General features: G+C 48.6%; 15 protein-coding genes. 13 read left to right on the forward strand and 2 right to left on the reverse strand.

Annotated elements, in window-relative coordinates:
* The first annotated feature begins 11 nt into the window (after window positions 1-11).
* The 5 genes from SD10_RS18010 (at window position 12) to SD10_RS18030 (ending at window position 4630) form a co-directional block, all read left to right on the forward strand.
* On the forward strand, window positions 12-299 hold the full coding sequence (locus SD10_RS18010; protein ID WP_046575635.1) for a nucleotidyltransferase family protein: 288 nt from the start codon (window positions 12-14) through the stop codon (window positions 297-299).
* 28 nt (window positions 300-327) lie between these two features.
* Window positions 328-663 (forward strand): HepT-like ribonuclease domain-containing protein, encoded by a 336-nt coding sequence (locus SD10_RS18015; RefSeq protein ID WP_158500575.1) that lies wholly within the window; start codon window positions 328-330, stop codon window positions 661-663.
* Window positions 664-666: 3 nt separating this feature from the next.
* The gene (serA, locus tag SD10_RS18020; RefSeq protein WP_046575638.1) at window positions 667-2571 is read left to right on the forward strand and encodes a phosphoglycerate dehydrogenase; all 1905 of its coding nucleotides are present in this window, start codon (window positions 667-669) and stop codon (window positions 2569-2571) included.
* A 116-nt stretch (window positions 2572-2687) separates the two neighbouring features.
* Entirely contained in the window at window positions 2688-3779 is a 1092-nt protein-coding gene (locus SD10_RS18025) for an aminotransferase class V-fold PLP-dependent enzyme (RefSeq protein WP_046579738.1), read from the forward strand.
* 155 nt (window positions 3780-3934) lie between these two features.
* The gene (locus SD10_RS18030; protein ID WP_046575639.1) at window positions 3935-4630 is read left to right on the forward strand and encodes a hypothetical protein; all 696 of its coding nucleotides are present in this window, start codon (window positions 3935-3937) and stop codon (window positions 4628-4630) included.
* A gap of 188 nt (window positions 4631-4818) precedes the next feature.
* Here the strand turns inward: SD10_RS18030 and SD10_RS18035 are convergent, their stop codons facing one another.
* The gene (locus SD10_RS18035; RefSeq protein WP_046575641.1) at window positions 4819-5340 is read right to left on the reverse strand and encodes a DinB family protein; all 522 of its coding nucleotides are present in this window, start codon (window positions 5338-5340) and stop codon (window positions 4819-4821) included.
* Window positions 5341-5763: 423 nt separating this feature from the next.
* On the opposite strand from SD10_RS18035, the gene SD10_RS18040 reads away from it, so the two are divergent.
* The 3 genes from SD10_RS18040 to SD10_RS18050 all read left to right on the forward strand — a co-directional run bounded on the left by SD10_RS18040 (window position 5764) and on the right by SD10_RS18050 (window position 8097).
* Window positions 5764-6840 carry a spore photoproduct lyase family protein gene (locus tag SD10_RS18040; protein WP_148562553.1) on the forward strand — a complete coding sequence of 359 codons (1077 nt, stop codon included), beginning with the start codon at window positions 5764-5766 and terminating at the stop codon, window positions 6838-6840.
* Between the two features lie 178 nt (window positions 6841-7018).
* A complete protein-coding gene (locus SD10_RS18045; RefSeq protein ID WP_046575644.1) occupies window positions 7019-7474 on the forward strand; it encodes a DUF4920 domain-containing protein in 456 nt (151 codons plus the stop codon).
* Between the two features lie 107 nt (window positions 7475-7581).
* A complete protein-coding gene (locus SD10_RS18050; RefSeq protein ID WP_052731218.1) occupies window positions 7582-8097 on the forward strand; it encodes a hypothetical protein in 516 nt (171 codons plus the stop codon).
* Between the two features lie 123 nt (window positions 8098-8220).
* On the opposite strand, the gene SD10_RS18055 is transcribed toward SD10_RS18050, so the two are convergent.
* Window positions 8221-10017, reverse strand: a complete 1797-nt coding sequence (locus SD10_RS18055) for an ABC transporter ATP-binding protein (RefSeq protein ID WP_046575645.1) — start codon at window positions 10015-10017, stop codon at window positions 8221-8223.
* Window positions 10018-10357: 340 nt separating this feature from the next.
* Between SD10_RS18055 and SD10_RS18060 the strand changes: the two genes are divergently transcribed.
* From SD10_RS18060 to SD10_RS18080, 5 genes are all read left to right on the forward strand, one after another.
* A complete protein-coding gene (locus tag SD10_RS18060) occupies window positions 10358-11926 on the forward strand; it encodes a sensor histidine kinase (RefSeq protein ID WP_046575647.1) in 1569 nt (522 codons plus the stop codon).
* A gap of 35 nt (window positions 11927-11961) precedes the next feature.
* Complete coding sequence (locus SD10_RS18065) at window positions 11962-15639, forward strand: response regulator (RefSeq protein WP_046575649.1); 3678 nt, start codon at window positions 11962-11964, stop codon at window positions 15637-15639.
* Window positions 15640-15713: 74 nt separating this feature from the next.
* The gene (locus SD10_RS18070; protein ID WP_046575651.1) at window positions 15714-16079 is read left to right on the forward strand and encodes a response regulator; all 366 of its coding nucleotides are present in this window, start codon (window positions 15714-15716) and stop codon (window positions 16077-16079) included.
* A gap of 9 nt (window positions 16080-16088) precedes the next feature.
* Window positions 16089-16898, forward strand: coding sequence for a CheR family methyltransferase (locus SD10_RS18075; protein WP_046575653.1), 810 nt, complete (start codon window positions 16089-16091; stop codon window positions 16896-16898).
* Window positions 16880-17470 carry a chemotaxis protein CheB gene (locus SD10_RS18080; protein ID WP_046575655.1) on the forward strand — a complete coding sequence of 197 codons (591 nt, stop codon included), beginning with the start codon at window positions 16880-16882 and terminating at the stop codon, window positions 17468-17470. The genes SD10_RS18075 and SD10_RS18080 overlap by 19 nt, the downstream gene beginning before the upstream one ends.
* Window positions 17471-17614: the final 144 nt, after the last annotated feature.

A 17614-nucleotide genomic window follows, 5' to 3' on the forward strand; every position in this document is an offset into this window, starting at 1 on the left:
AGAAAATCGCTATGGATGGCAAGCAAATAAAAGAACTGTTAAAGGCTAATAAAGAGCATTTATTTGTCACGTATCCACTAGCGTCATTGGCCTTGTTTGGCTCATATGCAGAAGGTACGGAAATCGAAGACAGCGATGTAGACATCTTAGTTGAGTTCAAACAGCCAGTCGGTTTCGAATTCATCGACTTATCAATTGAATTGGAAAACCTCCTTCAAAAGCCAGTTGATTTGGTCACCCGACAAGCCATAAAGCCTAAACTAATGCCCTATATCACTCGACAATTATATTATGTCTAAGCGGTCACTGTATATTCTTTTAACGGATATGCTAGAGGCTGTTGATACAATACAGGAATATACGAACGACTTAAATTATGAATCGTTCTTAAACAGTAAAATGGTTCGAGATGCAGTTGTTCGAAACGTTCAGGTGTTAGGCGGAGCGGCTAACCGCATTCCTAAACCTTTTCGAGATCAACACGCAACCATCGAATGGTTGCGTATTATCCGTACTCGTCATATTCTTGTTCACGACTATTTTGGGCTGGACTATAAAATACTGTGGCGTATAATAACCGTTCATTTGCCACCGCTTCAGCAGTCGATAAAACAAATTTTAGACATTGACCCGCTGGAAGATGCGGATATTGACCAAATCTAGATTATGCTCACCAAACCACTCGAACAAACCTATTACATCATTGATTTTGACAGCACCTTTACGAAGGTTGAAGCGCTTGACGTGCTGGGCGAAATCTCGCTGACAGGACGACCTGACCGGAACGATGTACTGAACGAAATCAAAGCCATTACCGACCGGGGCATGTCGGGTGAGATTTCCTTTACGGATTCGCTGACCCTGCGGCTCAATCTGCTGAAGGCTCACAAGAGCCAGTTGCCTGCGCTCGTTGAAACCCTGATGGGGAAAATCTCTGATTCGTTTCAACGCAACAAGCAATTCCTGACCGAAAATGCCGAAATGATCTACATCGTTTCGAATGGGTTTAAGGAATTCATTGTGCCGATTGTCACGTCACTCGGTATTCGGGAGGAGAACGTCTTTGCCAATACGTTTGTGTTCGATGAGACGGGGGCAATTGTCGGGTTCGATACCGAGAATCCCTTATCAGCCAATGGGGGCAAATCGCAGGTCATTCGGAACCTGCATCTTAATGGGGAAGTGTACGTGATTGGCGATGGATACACGGACTATGAGATCAAAGCGTCGGGACTGGCTAATCGGTTTTATGCCTTCACAGAGAACGTACTACGTCCTCGAGTGGTGGAAAAAGCCGATCATATTGCCCCTTCTCTCGATGAATTCCTGTATCACAACAACCTAAGCCGTAGTCAATCATATCCGAAGAGCCGGATTAAAGTACTGCTGCTCGAAAATGTACACCCTATTGCCGTTCAACTGTTTGAACAGGAGGGCTTTAACGTCGAGATTCGAAAAGGCGCGCTGGACGAAGACGAGTTGATCGAAGCCATCCGCGATGTGTCGATCCTGGGCATCCGGTCGAAAACGAATGTAACAGCTCGTGTGCTGGAACATGCCAATAAGCTGATGACCGTAGGCGCCTTTTGCATCGGCACCAACCAGATTGATCTGGATGCCTGCACCGAAAAAGGCATTGCGGTCTTTAATGCCCCTTATAGCAACACCCGTTCGGTGGTTGAACTGGCCATTGGCGAGATTATTATGCTAATTCGGAGCATCGTACCGAAAAGCAATATGATGCATCAGGGCGGTTGGGATAAATCGGCAAAAAACAGCTTTGAAGTACGTGGCAAGAAACTCGGCTTGGTTGGTTATGGCAACATCGGTACACAGTTATCGGTCGTAGCGGAAGCGCTGGGCATGGAAGTTTATTTCTACGATGTGGTGGATAAACTAGCCCTGGGTAATGCCCGGAAATGCAAGACACTGGACGAACTGCTGGCCGTTGCCGACATCATCAGCCTGCACACCGACGGGCGCAAGGAAAACAAAAACTTGATCAGCTATCGCGAGTTTGGGCTGATGAAGAATGGGGTTATCTTCCTCAACCTCTCGCGGGGTCATATTGTCGATATTCCGGCGTTGGTCGATGCCATTGAGCGGGGCAAAATTGCGGGCGCGGGCGTCGATGTGTTCCCGCAGGAGCCCAAAACCAATAATGAGGAATTTGCCAGTGCCCTGCGTAACCTGCCAAACGTGATTCTGACCCCGCACATTGGCGGTAGCACCGAAGAAGCCCAGGCTAATATTGGTAATTTTGTACCGAGCAAGCTACTCGAATACATCAATAATGGCAGCACATATGGCAGTGTAAACTTCCCCGAACTACAGCTTCCTTTATTGAAAGGAGCGCACCGGCTGCTGCACATTCACGCCAATGTTCCGGGTATTCTGGCCAAGATGAACACTATTTTCGCCAAATACCACATTAATATTCACGGCCAGTACCTCAAAACGAATGAAAAAATCGGCTATGTCATCACAGACGTGGCGAAGGAATATGCCGACGAGGTCGTTGAAGAACTGAAAGACATTGATAACACAATTAAGTTTAGGCTTCTCTATTAAATGAGTAAAAGAGCGAAAGAGTGAATCCGGGCCGCCGGTGCGGAGCGAAACAAGACGCATCAGCCGGAATGCCGGATCATCACTCTTTCGCTTTTTCACTCTTTCGCTCTTTAAAAATGAAAAACACGTACTTCACGCCCGGCCCGGCCGAACTTTACCCGACGTTTTACCAACACCTCCAAACGGCAATGGACGAACAGATCGGCTCTATTTCGCACCGGAGTCAGCGGTTTCGGGACATTTACAAGTTTGCGGACGAGCAACTGCGGACGTTGCTATCCATTCCCGCAACACACGGTATTTTCTTTACGGGTTCGGCTTCGGAAGTGTGGGAACGTGTACTGCTGAACTGTGTTGAACACGAAAGTTTTCACCTCGTCAATGGCTCCTTCTCGCAAAAATTCTATGACTACGCCAATGCCCTAAACAAGCATGCTCACATTATGGAAAAGCCATTTGGGGAAGGTTTCGACGCGGCCGAAGTTGAGGTTCCTGCCTACGCCGAATTGGTTTGCCTTACGCACAATGAGACTTCGTCGGGCGTGCAGATGCGGCCTGCCGAAATCCATAAACTCAAGCGCAGATACCCCAAGAAACTCTTTTGTGTAGATACGGTTTCGTCGGCTCCTTTTCCAGACCTGGACTATACTTTGATCGATTCGGCGTTTTTCTCCGTTCAGAAGGCGTTTGGCATGCCTGCCGGTCTGGGTGTCTGGATTGCCAACCAGACTTGCCTGGCCAAAGCAGAACGTTTACAGAAAAACGATACAATGACCATTGGGGCACACAATACATTGCCCATGCTCTGGAAGCATTACAAAACGTTTGAAACCCCCGCTACCCCAAACGTTTTATATATTTATATACTCGGTAAAATCGCGGAAGACTTTAACCGGATCGGCATTGACACCATCCGAAAGCAGACCGAAGAGAAAGCCCGAATGCTGTACAAATTCCTGGACAGTTCGAGCCGGTACGAGCCTTTTGTCAAACAGGAACGCCATCGTTCGCAAACGGTCATTGTCGCCAGTGTCGGATCGGAGGAACAGCCGCGCTCATCGGCCGATGTTATCTCGGCCGCTAAATCCGCGAATATGATCGTTGGCAGTGGCTATGGTAAGTTTAAAGAGTCGCAGATTCGAATTGCTAATTTCCCGGCCGTATCTGTCGAGCAGGTGGGCTCCCTCATCGAGCAATTGCAGAAATAAAGCGGCCATCGTTTCTCGTTTCAGTCTAACGCCTTTTCATTTTTGAGAAGGCGTTCTTTTTTTATCCCGTTTCCGCGTACTATAGGCCAATGACAAACCTTATCTAGGCTTCGTGGTTAATAGAACGATGATTTTAAGGTATTAACTCAACGACGATGAAGAAATTACTTACAACTGTAACGCTACTGACTAGCCTAAGCTTTTGTGCTATGGCTCAGAATAGGTCAGATTCGAGTAACAATGGACGGCCACTTGTGGATGAGGAGACAAAACGAAATGTTCGGCAGAAAGCCGGCCAGGCCAGCGAAAAGATGGACGAGGAAATCAACAAATCCATTAGTTACCAGCAGGCAAATCAATTGAGCTGGTTTGAGCCAAACAATCTTTTTTTAGGCGGTGGCCTGGGTATGGGCGCCACTAACGGCCAAGTTTATCTGGGCATAAACACCCGCCTTGGCTATTTCTTTCAGCCAGGTTTTGCGGCTGGTTTTCGGTACGATGCCGACCGACTGGTGGGCAATAAGTACCATTCCCGGCAAGTGGGTGCGTTTGCCCGTTATTATCCATTCCGCACGCGCATCAGCAGCTTCATTGGTGCCAGCCTGAACAGTGGTCGCGAATTTTCGGAAAACACACCCGCCGATACGAAGTACAAATACACCAGTGTTGGGCTGGAAATTGGGGTTATGGCCTGGATACTGCACCGGTTAGGTGCTGAAGTATCGTATGAAAGCAGCTTTTATAATAAAATTGACCCAACGGTTAGCCGGGGTAAAGGCGGTCGCCTGAAGATTGGCGTCAACTACTATTTTGGCCGGGTCGCTGGTCGGGGTGTTAAGCTCGCCCATTAAATCAGGCCGACTTGAACCAGTTAGCCTACGGTTGCAGAACTGGTTTTCCACTACAAAATTGCATGCCCTTCCCAGCGATCACGATCTTATGGACCCGTGAGCGTTGAGGAGGGCTGTTTCGTTCAGGAAGTACCGTCAACTATGTCCGGCGGTGTATTTTACCACCGCAAAACCCGATCGAAACCGATTTATGCCTTTTGCAATAGTTGGAGATGGTGCTGTGTGTGGATGCTGGTAAAATAAAGTATTTCCAGCACCGTTAGCCTACCCAATGCCGGATGAGGCAGGCAGTATTCGTCCAACTCACTGGCTGACCAGTTTTTCGTGGCCTCAATCAGCGATCGATAGACGCTATGGAATCGTTCCATAAGCGCATCCCGTGTTATCTGCATGTCATCTACGCGGGGTGACATTGCTGCGGGTGCCTTGACACCCGTTGCCAGTGCCATTCGATAAGCCACGCCTAGCTCATGGTACGATCTCGATGGCCGATCCGCCCTTCCCCACTGGGCCAGTACCGCACGAGGGCCAGTTAACAGACGTACCACTGGACGAGCAGATAAATACAGGTGTTGCATCACCTCAGCAACGGACCATTTCCCGTTAGGGCTCGCCCAGAACTGTTCGTCTGTCAGCCCATCTGCCCAGCCACTAAACGATTGACTATCTGTGTCCAGTTGACGTTGACTGTTCTCGGGTTCTGTCTCCATCTTTTCTGTGCTTAAGGCTTACGGTTGTAAAAACAGGACTTTTGTATCACTGGGTTGAAAACCGGCGCAATGTACTAATTAGATCCTCTGCGTCGGGCTTTAATCCGGTGTTTTGTACGGCCGTTGTACTCATTGAGTACCCTAATTTTTGCCTTGACAAACCAGAAATCCCCGCCCACTCATTGGCCTGAAAAACGTCGGCACAATAACTGATCACAATTAAACAAACTACTGAAATACAATTGGTTAACTATGAAATCATTTTTCATCACAGGGATTCATCTAATGCTTTTATGTGTTATAAATACAGGTAACAGCTGTACGTTTCAACCTCATTGCTGTTTCCCTTTCTACTCCGTTATGACGACTGAACCAATTGAAAAGCCAGCAACCGAACCCCTCCTTAAATCAGCCCGGCTTTGGATGCCGAAGCGCGTTATTTTCACCGCTGATGCCTTGAAAGAGCCCTTTGGTCAGGCAATGTACGAGCGCATTTCATCACTTGACTTGCCACTTGAAATTGCCAAAAACAACCGCATTACAGGCTTACGTGGGGCCGACGAACGGGAAACGTATCGCATTGCCAAAAACACGCTGGCGGTGGTGAACGCGCCCCCCAGCGCCTTCCGGTTGCAGCCCATTCCACCCTCAGCCGACTGGCAAATGAATCTGGCAGAGGGCTGCCCGGCTCATTGTCAATATTGTTATCTGGCAGGCAGTCTCTCCGGGCCACCGGTTGTTCGGGCCTACGCCAACCTGCCGAAGATGCTGGCCAGCACCGCTACTTACGAAGGCACTTACCCGCCTAACCGCACCTGGCAAAAACAATCTGACGGCCCGGATACGTCTCCTCGCCCAACCACCTTTGAGGTAAGCTGCTACACCGACGTATTGGGTATTGAGCACCTGACAGGCAGCCTGGCGGAGTGCATTCGGTATTATGGGACACGCTCCATGGCTGAACTACGCTTTGTTACAAAGTATGACCAGGTCGATAGCCTTCTTGATTTACCCCACAACGGGCACACCCGCGCTCGTGTAAGCCTCAACGCCGACACCGTAGCCCGCCGACTCGAAGGGGGCACGGCCTCTGTAGAAGCCCGATTGCAGGCTATTCGTAAGCTGGCTTTACCGAAAGAACTAGGCGGTGGCGGCTACCCCATTGGACTGGTTATAGCCCCGATTATGGCCATTCCTAACTGGCGCGAGCACTACACATCCCTCCTGGACCGCATTTCTGAAATACTTGACTTCGGTCCAGTGGACATGAATGTCGAATTTATCAGCCACCGCTTCACACCGGGCTCAAAAGATGTGCTGTTACAATGGTATCCAAATACCTCGCTCGACCTGGACGAGACAACCCGTGCGGAGAAACGCAATAAATTTGGGGGCACTAAATATGTGTATCGCCCCGAAGAAATGAAGGAAATGAAAGCGTTTTTTTATGCCGAATGGACAAAGCGGTTTCCAAACGCACCGATACTCTACTGGACCTAGTTGCTCGTTCAGGACAGCACATTGTCAGAAGTCTATTCAAACTCAATTAGCACAGAATTTTGGTAATGCGCTGAAAATGGTAAATTTGACTGCACATATCAGACATCCGTTGACATCTATAGGCGTGTCTGGTAGCCATACAATTAGGAGAAGTACTCTCACACTTATCGAATAAACGATGAAGAACTTACTGCTCACCACCCTACTCGTTGCGGCATCGTTCGGCGCTTTTGCCCAGACGGATGTGAGTTACCACGGGAAAAAAATTACACCAACGGGGGCCATTCCGGCTACCGAGCTGACGGCAAAGATGGCCGATAAAACAGAAATGCCCGCTAAGGTAGAGGGCACCGTTGAGTCGGTATGCAAAGTAAAAGGCTGCTGGATGAAGGTCAAAACCGGCGATGGTCAGACGATGCGCGTGACGTTCAAAGACTATGGCTTCTTTGTTCCTAAAGACATCGTCGGGAAAACCGTTGTCGTCGAAGGTACCGCCGAAACCACCACAACGCCCGTTGCTGACTTACGCCATTTCGCCGAAGACGCCGGGAAATCGAAGGAAGAAATTGCAAAAATTACGAAACCCGAAAAAGCACTCACTTTTGTCGCCGATGGCGTGATTGTGAAACAATAAACAGGCTTTTTGGTGGATCGTCTGTAAAAACAAAGAAGCCGTAACGAGGTTAGCATTTCTCGTTACGGCTTCTTTTGTACCGCTAAGCTCACTCAACACTCATACGTATGAAATTCTTTCTCAAAACAGCCGTTTCAGCACTCATTTTCCTTTTACCAACAACGGGACTTCTGTATGGGCAACAGACCGCCGATGTACGAACGGTTCGATGGGGATTCTCACCCAAACAGGTTAAAGAAGCCGAGCCGACAAAGCCAACGTCTGTCAAAAAAGAAAAGCTGATTTATGCCCGAACGCCCATAAACGACCGAATTATGGGCCTTGAGTATGAATTCAATGGCGATTCGCTGCTGTCCGCATCCTACTATTATTATACAACAGCCTCGGTTACCAAAGATGATGTTCTGGCGGCCTCCGTCGAGTTTGAAAAACAGATGACCGATAAATACGGCCGTGGAAAAACCGCCCTCCTGGGCGACACCCGGAATATTATCTGGCTAACACCCCGAACGCAAATCACCCTTTCTGTTGGCAACGTTGATCGAGGCTGGTCAGTAGAGCTCGTTTACCTGTGCCGCGTTTGTTCGGGTCAGCCCGTAAAGGATGTCAAAGGCAAACGCTAAGTAGAGTAAACATAAATTTTGCGGGAAGATACCTCACTCCCTCCCCTTAGTTCAACGGGAGGGGTGGGTACTCCAAGCAACTGGGTGGCAGTACACCGTGTGTACACCTGTTGCACAAGTACCTTAATTCGGCGATAACGCTTTTTGAACGGGCACCTGAATTTCTTTGCGTTCGCCGATTTGCTGGCGCCACATGGCATAATATAAGCCCTTTTGCGTCAATAGATCAGCGTGAGCACCCTCCTCAGCCACATGGCCGCGTTCGAGTACAAAAATCCGGTCGGCGTGTAGGATTGTGCTCAGGCGGTGGGCAATCAGAATGGTAATGTGCTGCCGGGAACCCGACAATTGACGAACCGTCTTGCCAATTTCTTCCTCAGTAAGGGAGTCCAGTGCGGACGTGGCCTCGTCAAAGACCAGTAAAGTTGGTTTTCGCAGCAACGCACGAGCAATACTCAGCCGTTGCTTCTCTCCACCCGACACCTTGACTCCACCCTCGCCAATGACCGTATCGAGTCCCTGTGGAGCGCGGTTGAGCAATGTATCGGCCGCGGCCTGGTGTAAGGCGGTCAGGCATTCCTCGTCCGTGGCATTAGGGGCAACAAATCGTAGGTTTTCGCGAATGGTTCCCGCAAAAAGCTGTGTATCCTGCGTTACAAAGCCAATCTGCTCGCGCAACTCGTCAAGGTCAATCTCCGATCCGGGAATATCATTGTATAGTATTTTACCAGCCAATGGAGGATAGAGTCCCACGAGCAGTTTCACCAAGGTTGTTTTCCCCGAGCCCGATGGCCCGACAAATGCAATGGTTTCACCCAGTTTTGCTGTGAATGAAATACCATCCAGCGCCGGTGCACTGGCCGTGAGGTGTTTAAACCGCACCCCGTCAAACGCCAGGGTTCTTATTTTGTTGATTGCTTTCGGATGAGCCGGTTTTTCGTCTCTAGGTGTATCGAGAATTTGCTGAAAGTTGGCCAGCGACGCTTCTGTCTCCCGATATACGTTGATGATGTTGCCTAACTCCTGCAAGGGCCCAAAAATGGCGAACGAATAGATGAAGAGGGAGAAAAACTCCCCGACGGTGATGCGTCCCTGCACTACCAGAAACAGCATAAGCAGCATAATGGCATTACGTAGCAGGTTGACAAACGTCCCCTGAATAAACGACAACGACCGTATGTAGCGAACCTTCTTCAACTCCAGCTTCAGGATTTTACCCGTTGTGGCATTCAGGCGTTCGGTTTCCTGCTGAGCCAGCCCCAGGCTTTTGACCAGTTCAATGTTCCGCAGACTTTCTGTCGTAGAGCCAGCCAGCGCCGTTGTTTCCGCTACAATATTTTTCTGGACAACCTTAATTTTCTTGCTCAGCAACGAACTCACGAAGCCCAGGAGCGGAATCGTCAGGAAGTAAGCCGGCGCAATGGGCCAGTAAACAGTACTGGCATACCACATCACAAACACAATCCCGACCACAGAGGTAAACAACACATTGACAAACGACTGAATTAATTTCTCAACATCGGCCCGTACTTTTTGAAGTTTGCCCAGGGTCTCCCCCGACCGCTGATCTTCAAAGACCTGATAAGGTAGCTCCAGCGAATGCCGTAATCCATCGGTATAGAGCCGGGCACCCAACCGTTGCGTAATGACATTGACGTAATAATCCTGAAAATTTTTGGCGATTCGACTCACCATCGCAACGCCAAGTGCCTGAAGAATGAGCAGACCAGCGCCATCGCTCAGGAAACCCCAGAAATTGATATCGTGTATTTTACCGCCCGGCTTAACGACGAACTGGTCAATAATTTTTCGAAAAATATACGGGTCAAGTAATGAGAAAATCTGGTTGATTGCGGCCAGAAACAAGGCCAGAATCAGTAACCCCCAGTATTGGCGCAGGTAGGAGTATAGTAATTGCATAGACAGACGATCGGTGGTTGTATGGTCTAATAAATGTAGTAATTATGAGTAGGTTGTTCACCTCTTAGTACAGGCCGGAACGGTAAACAACCTGACAAGGCAATGGCTCCCCAAAAAGTCGCGCTTACCAATAACCTTCCGTATGGAATGGCATTCGTTGAAGACAGACGTATTTTTGTGTCAGATAATTCCCGTACGTCAATACTGACCAGATTTGGAAACACCCAAATCAAGGCTCTATCTTCACAGGAGAATTGCAAAAAATGCGTTTCAGGCAATTCGGCTCAACGTTCGATCGTCTGCTGGCTACGTTCACTTTTAACGTTTTCAAAGGTTACTCATGATTCTTCTTGTTGATGACAGGCCAGAAAATATCATTCCGCTTAAGAAAATTCTCGAACTGCACCGCTTCTCGGTCGATACTGCTGAATCGGGGGAAGAGGCATTGAAAAAAGTGCTCAAAACAGACTATTCAGTCATTATCCTCGATGTACAAATGCCCGGCATGGATGGCTTCGAAGTAGCCAATGCCATCGCTGGGTTTAGCAAAACTAGAGACACATCCATCATTTTCCTGTCGGCGGTTAATACCGAAAAAAGATTCATTACCAAAGGCTACACATCTGGCGGAGTCGATTACCTGACCAAACCGGTTGATCCGGACATTCTGGTTTTAAAAGTCAAAACACTTGAAAAGCTATACCAGCAGCAACAGGAACTCCGGGCGACGCAGGATTCTCTTCGGAAAGAAGTTGAGGTGCGTAAACAGGCGCAAGAAGCCTTAACGGAGCAAATGCAGACCTTGCAGGTTGTGCTGTCCTCCTTACCCCAAATGGCCTTTACCATTGCTCCCGATGGTAAAATTGAGTACGTCAATGAACACTGGTTTCAGTATGCGATCAGTTCATCGACGTTTCCGGAAGCTCACCCCGACGACAATGTTTGGGAAGACTGGAAACAAGCGTTTGTCAATGGCACGGAACTGACCCGTGAGGTGCGCCTGAAAGGCCTCAACACGGGCGACTTCCGCTACCATCTGTTGCGTATTATTCCCATCAGCCAACAGGGCATTCTGAGCCGATGGATTGGCACATTCACGGACATTCATCCGCAAAAACAGGCGGCAGAGTTACTGGAACAACAAGTGGAGCTGCGAACGCATGAACTCATGCTCAAAAACGCAGAACTGGAGCAAACCAACCACGAACTACAGCAATTTACCTGGGTCGTATCGCACGATTTGAAAGAGCCCCTCCGAAAAATACAGTTGCTCAACGACACGATTAAAGAGAAGTTCCTTAAAGAAAATCCCGACGCGGTTTCCTACCTTGATCGATCCATCCGGTCGTCGGCGCGCATGTCTACCCTCATCAATGATCTGCTCGCGTACTCCCAGCTTTCCGTACCGGAAGCGTTTCAGCCCACCGACCTCAATGCGTTGCTCGATGAACTTCTGCTGGACTTTGACGATGCCCTGCAGCGGAAACAGGCCGTTATAGACGTTGGCCAACTACCCGTCATTGATACCATTCCAACGCGCATGCGGCAGGTTTTCCAAAACCTGATCAGCAATGCTCTCAAATTCTCGAAGGAGTCGGTGCCTCCGGTTATCACCATCCGGGCCGAACAAATTGATACAAAAGCTATTGATGGCCAACCCCGCCCTACAGGCGCTTTCTGTCGAATCATCGTGCAGGACAATGGCATTGGATTCGACGAGAAATTTTTGGGCCGTATTTTCGTGATTTTCCAGCGGCTGCATACCCAAACTAACTATGAAGGCACCGGAATCGGCCTAGCTATCGCTAAAAAGAACGTCGACAAACACCACGGCCTTATTTCGGCTCAGAGCCGGATCAATGAAGGAGCCCGCTTTATTCTTATTTTACCGATTCGCCAACCCCGTTAGATACCTGCTCTACAGACGCTATTAACCAATTCCTCATGCCAAAAAAAACTACGAAATCGGTCATCAGACAGCTACAAACTGTCTTTTCGTTTTCGACCCTACTGCTGTTGATTAGCCTTGCGGCTTCTTACTACAGCATTCAACAGCTCATTCTGAATTCAGAACTAGTCAATCACACGAATCAGGTACTGATCGAGTCGGAAAACATTATCTCGTATACAAAAGATGCTGAAACTGGGCAACGCGGCTATTTAGTTACCCTCGATCCGCTCTTTTTACAGCCTTATACCGGTAGCCGTGAGAAGGTGGAGGCCAGTCATCATCGCCTGGTCGAACTAACCATCGATAATCCATCCCAGCAAAAACACCTTGCTCAGATAAAGGCGTTGTATGAGGCTAAATTTAGCCAGATGCAACGAGTCATCGGTCTGGTCAGGCGGAATAAATCGTTCGTGCGTGACACGATAGAGCGTCATCAGGAAATGATCCGGGGCAAACAGATCATGGATAACCTCCGGATGGTTGTTAACCAGACGAAAACGGAGGAGAATGCACTGCTGCAGAACCATATGAAACAGCAGGAATTATACATCACCTATACGCCTTTTCTGCTGGTCATTGCAGCCCTCATCTCTATACTGATTACGGCATTTACGTACATACGAATCAAGAAAGATCTCGATGAGCGGCTAAAACAACAACTGTTGGCTGAAGAAAAATACATTGAAACCACCGGGCGGATTGCGCTGATGGAGGACATTACCCAGGAAATTGCCGGGGGCGATTACTCGGTACGTAGCCAGGATACGAAAGACGATGACTTGGGCCGTATTTCGAAGGCACTGAACCAAATGGCCAACTCCCTTCAGGAAACGTTTGAGGATTTAACCAATCGAAACTGGCTTCAGACCGGTACTGTCAAACTAAGCGATGCTATTCGTGGGGAGAAACATGTAAGCAGTTTAGCTACTCGCCTGATCGACACGCTTGCCGAGTATCTCAGCGCCCCATTAGGTACTCTTTATTTGCTTGATCAGGAAGCAACCTTCAAACTGGCTGGCAGTTACGCTACCTACCAGGCACCACCCATTATTCGGGCAGGCGAAGGACTCATTGGGCAGGCTATTGACCGAAAAAAGACAATCATAGTACAGGACATTCCCGCTGAGTACAGCCAGATAACGTCTTCGCTCGGCCATGTTCGGCCAACGGCCCTGATGATCGTTCCACTTATTTACGGTGACATTTGTCTCGGCGTTATTGAACTGGGTCTCCTCAAAAAGCCAACCTCACTGGAGATGAGCTTTTTGGAACAGAATCGGGAAATAATTGCTATTGGCCTTAATTCTGCCCTGGATTACCTCAAGCTGCACAACTTCCTGGAAGAAACCCAGGCGCAGGCCGAAGAGCTACAGGCGCAACATTCGGAGATGGAAAACCTGAATGCCGAGCTCGAAATGCAGGCTCAAAAGCTCCAGGCATCGGAAGAAGAACTGCGGGTTCAGCAGGAGGAATTGCAACAAACCAATACCGAACTTGAAGAACGTGGGCTGCTCCTGGAAGAGAAAAACAGCGAAATTCAGAAGAAAGCCGATGAACTGGAGTTGACCACACGGTACAAATCCGAGTTTCTGGCGAACATGTCCCATGAACTTCGAACGCCCCTCAACTCTATCCTACTATTGAGCCGGTTGCTGGCCGAAAACCACGAAGCGACCCTCTCCACTGATCAGGTCGAGTATGCCCGCGTCATTCAATCGTCGGGGAACGGATTGCTGGGCTTGATTGATGAAATCCTCGACCTCTCGAAGATCGAAGCCGGCCAGATGAAGCTTGATTATCAGGATGTCGCAATTGCCGAAATTACGAATGAGTTGCAGTCCCTGTTCGGGATCATGGCCAAAGAGAAAGGGCTGGCCTTCACCATCAACATGGAAACTGATGTTCCCGCCGTCATCACTACAGACCAAATGCGGCTGGGGCAAGTGCTTAAAAATCTACTCTCCAATGCGCTTAAGTTTACGGCCAAGGGCAGCGTTTCCCTGACCATTAAACGACAGCAGATACTGCAGGAAGACAAGCTCTGCTTTGTCGTCAAAGACACGGGAATTGGCATCGCGCCTGAAAAACAACCGCTTGTCTTTGAAGCCTTCCAGCAGGCGGATGGCTCTACCAAACGAAAATACGGCGGAACCGGCCTGGGCTTGTCCATTAGCCGCGAACTGGTTAAACTACTTGGGGGCGAAATTACGTTGACCAGCCGGCTAAACGAGGGGTCTGAATTCACGGTAGTCCTCCCAATTTTAAGTTCTCAACTGGCTCCTGCAACCGAAACGCCACGGAGTCAGTCCATCGTTTCGGACACCGGATTTCCCCGCCACACAGCCCCAACGACCGCCTTTCAGCCTCGCCTAACGAGTCCGTCCCCCTCTCCGGCCCCATCGGCACCGGCTGAATCTGACGGTAAAAAGTACATCAGCACCACGATTCCAGATGCCATTCCCGACGACCGCCATTCGATTTCGGAGAACGACAAAACGATTCTTATTGTCGAAGACGACACGAATTTTGCGAAATCATTGCTGGATTACACCCGTAAAAAAGGCTATAAAGGCATTGTGGCGGTTCAGGGTGACGAAGGGTTGAAACTGGCGGCTATTTACAAACCATTGGGTATTCTGCTGGATATTCAACTTCCGGTCATGAGTGGCTGGCAGGTGATGGATGCGCTGAAAGCCAACCCGCAAACCAGGCCTATTCCAGTGCACATTATGTCGTCGCACAAAATGAAGAATGAGAGTTTATTGAAAGGGGCCATTGACTTTGTGGATAAGCCGGTCGCTTTCGAACAACTTCATGAAGTTTTCAAAAAAATAGAACAGGTACTAAATCGCGATGCCAAGAAGGTCCTGATCATCGAAGATAATCCTAAGCACGCCAAGGCGCTCGCCTATTTCCTGGAAACCTTCAATATTACGTCGGAACTGAAGAGCAATATTTCGGAAGGTGTCGACGCGTTGAAGAGCAAGGAAGTAGACTGTGTGATTCTGGACATGGGCATTCCAAATACGAATGCGTATGAAACGCTGGAGGAAGCCAAGAAAAACCCAGAACTGGAATCAGTCCCGATCATCATTTTTACGGGCAAAAGTTTGTCCATGTCGGAGGAGTTGAAAATCAAGAAATACGCCGATTCGATTATTGTCAAGACAGCTCACTCCTATCAGCGCATGATCGACGAAGTGTCGTTGTTTCTGCATCTGGTTGAAGAAAATAAACAGGCCGCCGACAAAACCAGCGGCTCAAAAAAACTGGGTGCCCTGAGTCAGGTACTTAACCAGAAAACGGTGCTGGTTGCCGACGATGACGTACGCAATATCTTCTCGCTCTCGAAAGCCCTTGAACAGTACAACATGACGGTTGTAGCGGCCCTGGACGGAAAGGAAGCGTTGCAGAAACTGGACGAAAATCCGGCCATCGACGTGGTGCTGCTGGATATGATGATGCCCCAGATGGACGGCTACGAAACGGCCCGAAAAATCAGGGAGAACTACCAATGGAAGAACCTGCCGGTCATTGCCGTTACGGCCAAAGCCATGACTGGCGACCGCGAGAAATGCATTCAGGCCGGAGCCTCTGATTACATTACCAAACCGGTTGATATTGACCAGCTTATATCCCTTCTGCGCGTTTGGCTATATGACAGAAAATAAGTAAAGGAGGCAGCTGCGCTGGTGCCCAAAACAACCAATCCCTCTTTGTATCCCAAAACTAACCGCTCGATAAAATGGACAAAAAACGGGTATTAATCATTGACGATGATCCCAGAAATATTTTTGCACTGAAAGCAACGCTTCAGGCAAAATCATTTTACTGTATAGCCTGCAGTAGCGCTCCAGAAGCCCTCGAGCTGTTACAAACCGATGAAGTAATTGATGCAATTCTCATTGATATGATGATGCCCGACATGGATGGTTACGAAGCCATTCCACGCATCAAGAAGCTAAATAACCGAGCTAGTACGCCTATTTTTGCCGTAACTGCCCAAGCCATGCTGGGTGATCGGGAAAAGTGCCTGCGGGCCGGAGCAACGGACTACATAGCCAAGCCAATCGATGTAGATCGGCTCGTGCTGCTGCTATCGAATAGTTAATAGACCACCATGATTGAAGAGAATGAAGTTGATCTTTTGCTGACCGATCTGCTCGATGTGTACGGGTACGACTTCACCCACTATTCAAGGGCGTCTCTGAAACGCCGGATCAATCGCATATGGGCCCTGGACAAGTTTCCGAGCTTCGCTGAGTTGCGTTACCGAATCCGGTCGGATGCGGATTACTTAAGGCGTTTTGTTGAAGAACTCACCGTTAACGTGACCGAAATGTTTCGGGACCCGCAGTTCTATAAAGCACTTCGTACGGAAGTATTGCATACACTGGCAGCCAAACCCTTTATTCGAATCTGGCATGCTGGTTGCTCGACGGGCGAAGAAGTTTTTTCAATGGCGATCTTACTCCACGAAGCGAACCTGCTTCACAAATCGTTACTCTACGCAACTGACCTGAATCCAGAAGTACTGGAAACTGCCCGAAAGGGCATTTTTTCGCTGGCTCCCATGAAGCAGTATTCAGAAAGTTATATTTTATCGGGCGGTATATACGATTTTTCATCGTACTACACAGCCCAATATGGGTACGTTAAGTTTCGCACCGACTTTGCCGAAAAAATGGTTTTTTCAACCCACAACCTGGTATCCGATCGGTCGTTCAACGAGTTTGACTTAATTATGTGTCGAAATGTGCTGATCTATTTTGATAAAGCCCTTCAGCAACGGGTGATGAACCTTTTTGATGAGAGTCTTGGACCATTGGGGTATCTGGCGCTGGGGGCCAAAGAAACATTGAAATTCTCATCCTTACAGCCAAGATTCAAGCAACTAGATGGCGAAAAGATATGGCGAAAAATAAGCTGACGCCTGCCTGTGAAGCGGTTGTTATTGGCGGCTCTACGGGAAGTATTGAAGTATTACTCAGCCTACTGCCCCACTTACCAGCATCCTTATCGTTTGCACTCATCATCGTGGTGCATCGTAAAAATACGGCCGACTCTACCCTGGCCAATCTGCTCTCGCTTAAAACGAATAGTCCGCTTTACGAAGTAGATGATAAAGATGGGATTAAGCCAGGCAACATCTATTTAGCACCCGCCGACTATCACCTGCTGATCGAAAAGAACCGGGTATTTGCCCTCGATGACTCCGAAAAAATCAACTACAGCCGCCCTTCGATTGACGTCACATTCGAATCTGCTGCCGATGTATATGGACCTGCTTTGGTCGGTATTTTACTATCAGGAGCCAATGCCGATGGCAGCCTGGGCATGACAGCAATAAAAAAAGCGGGGGGCACGCTTGTGGTTCAGCAACCCGAAACGGCCCAAGTCGGTTTTATGCCCCAACAGGCTATTTTAACAAACGACGTAGATTACGTTCTGGATGTCTCTGGCCTGATTGCGTTTTTAAATTCACTGAATAGCGTTTACTAGGCTGATTTTATCGTTTTAGCTAAAGAGCTGACTGGTCTTATTGTATACCTTTCGTAGGGCTACAGATATAGGTATTCTTAAAATCAAGCTAGTTAGCGGAGTTACTTATCCTTGTTTATCACTATACCCACTTGTATTAACTAT

Source organism: Spirosoma radiotolerans (genome assembly GCF_000974425.1).
Taxonomy (GTDB): domain Bacteria; phylum Bacteroidota; class Bacteroidia; order Cytophagales; family Spirosomataceae; genus Spirosoma; species Spirosoma radiotolerans.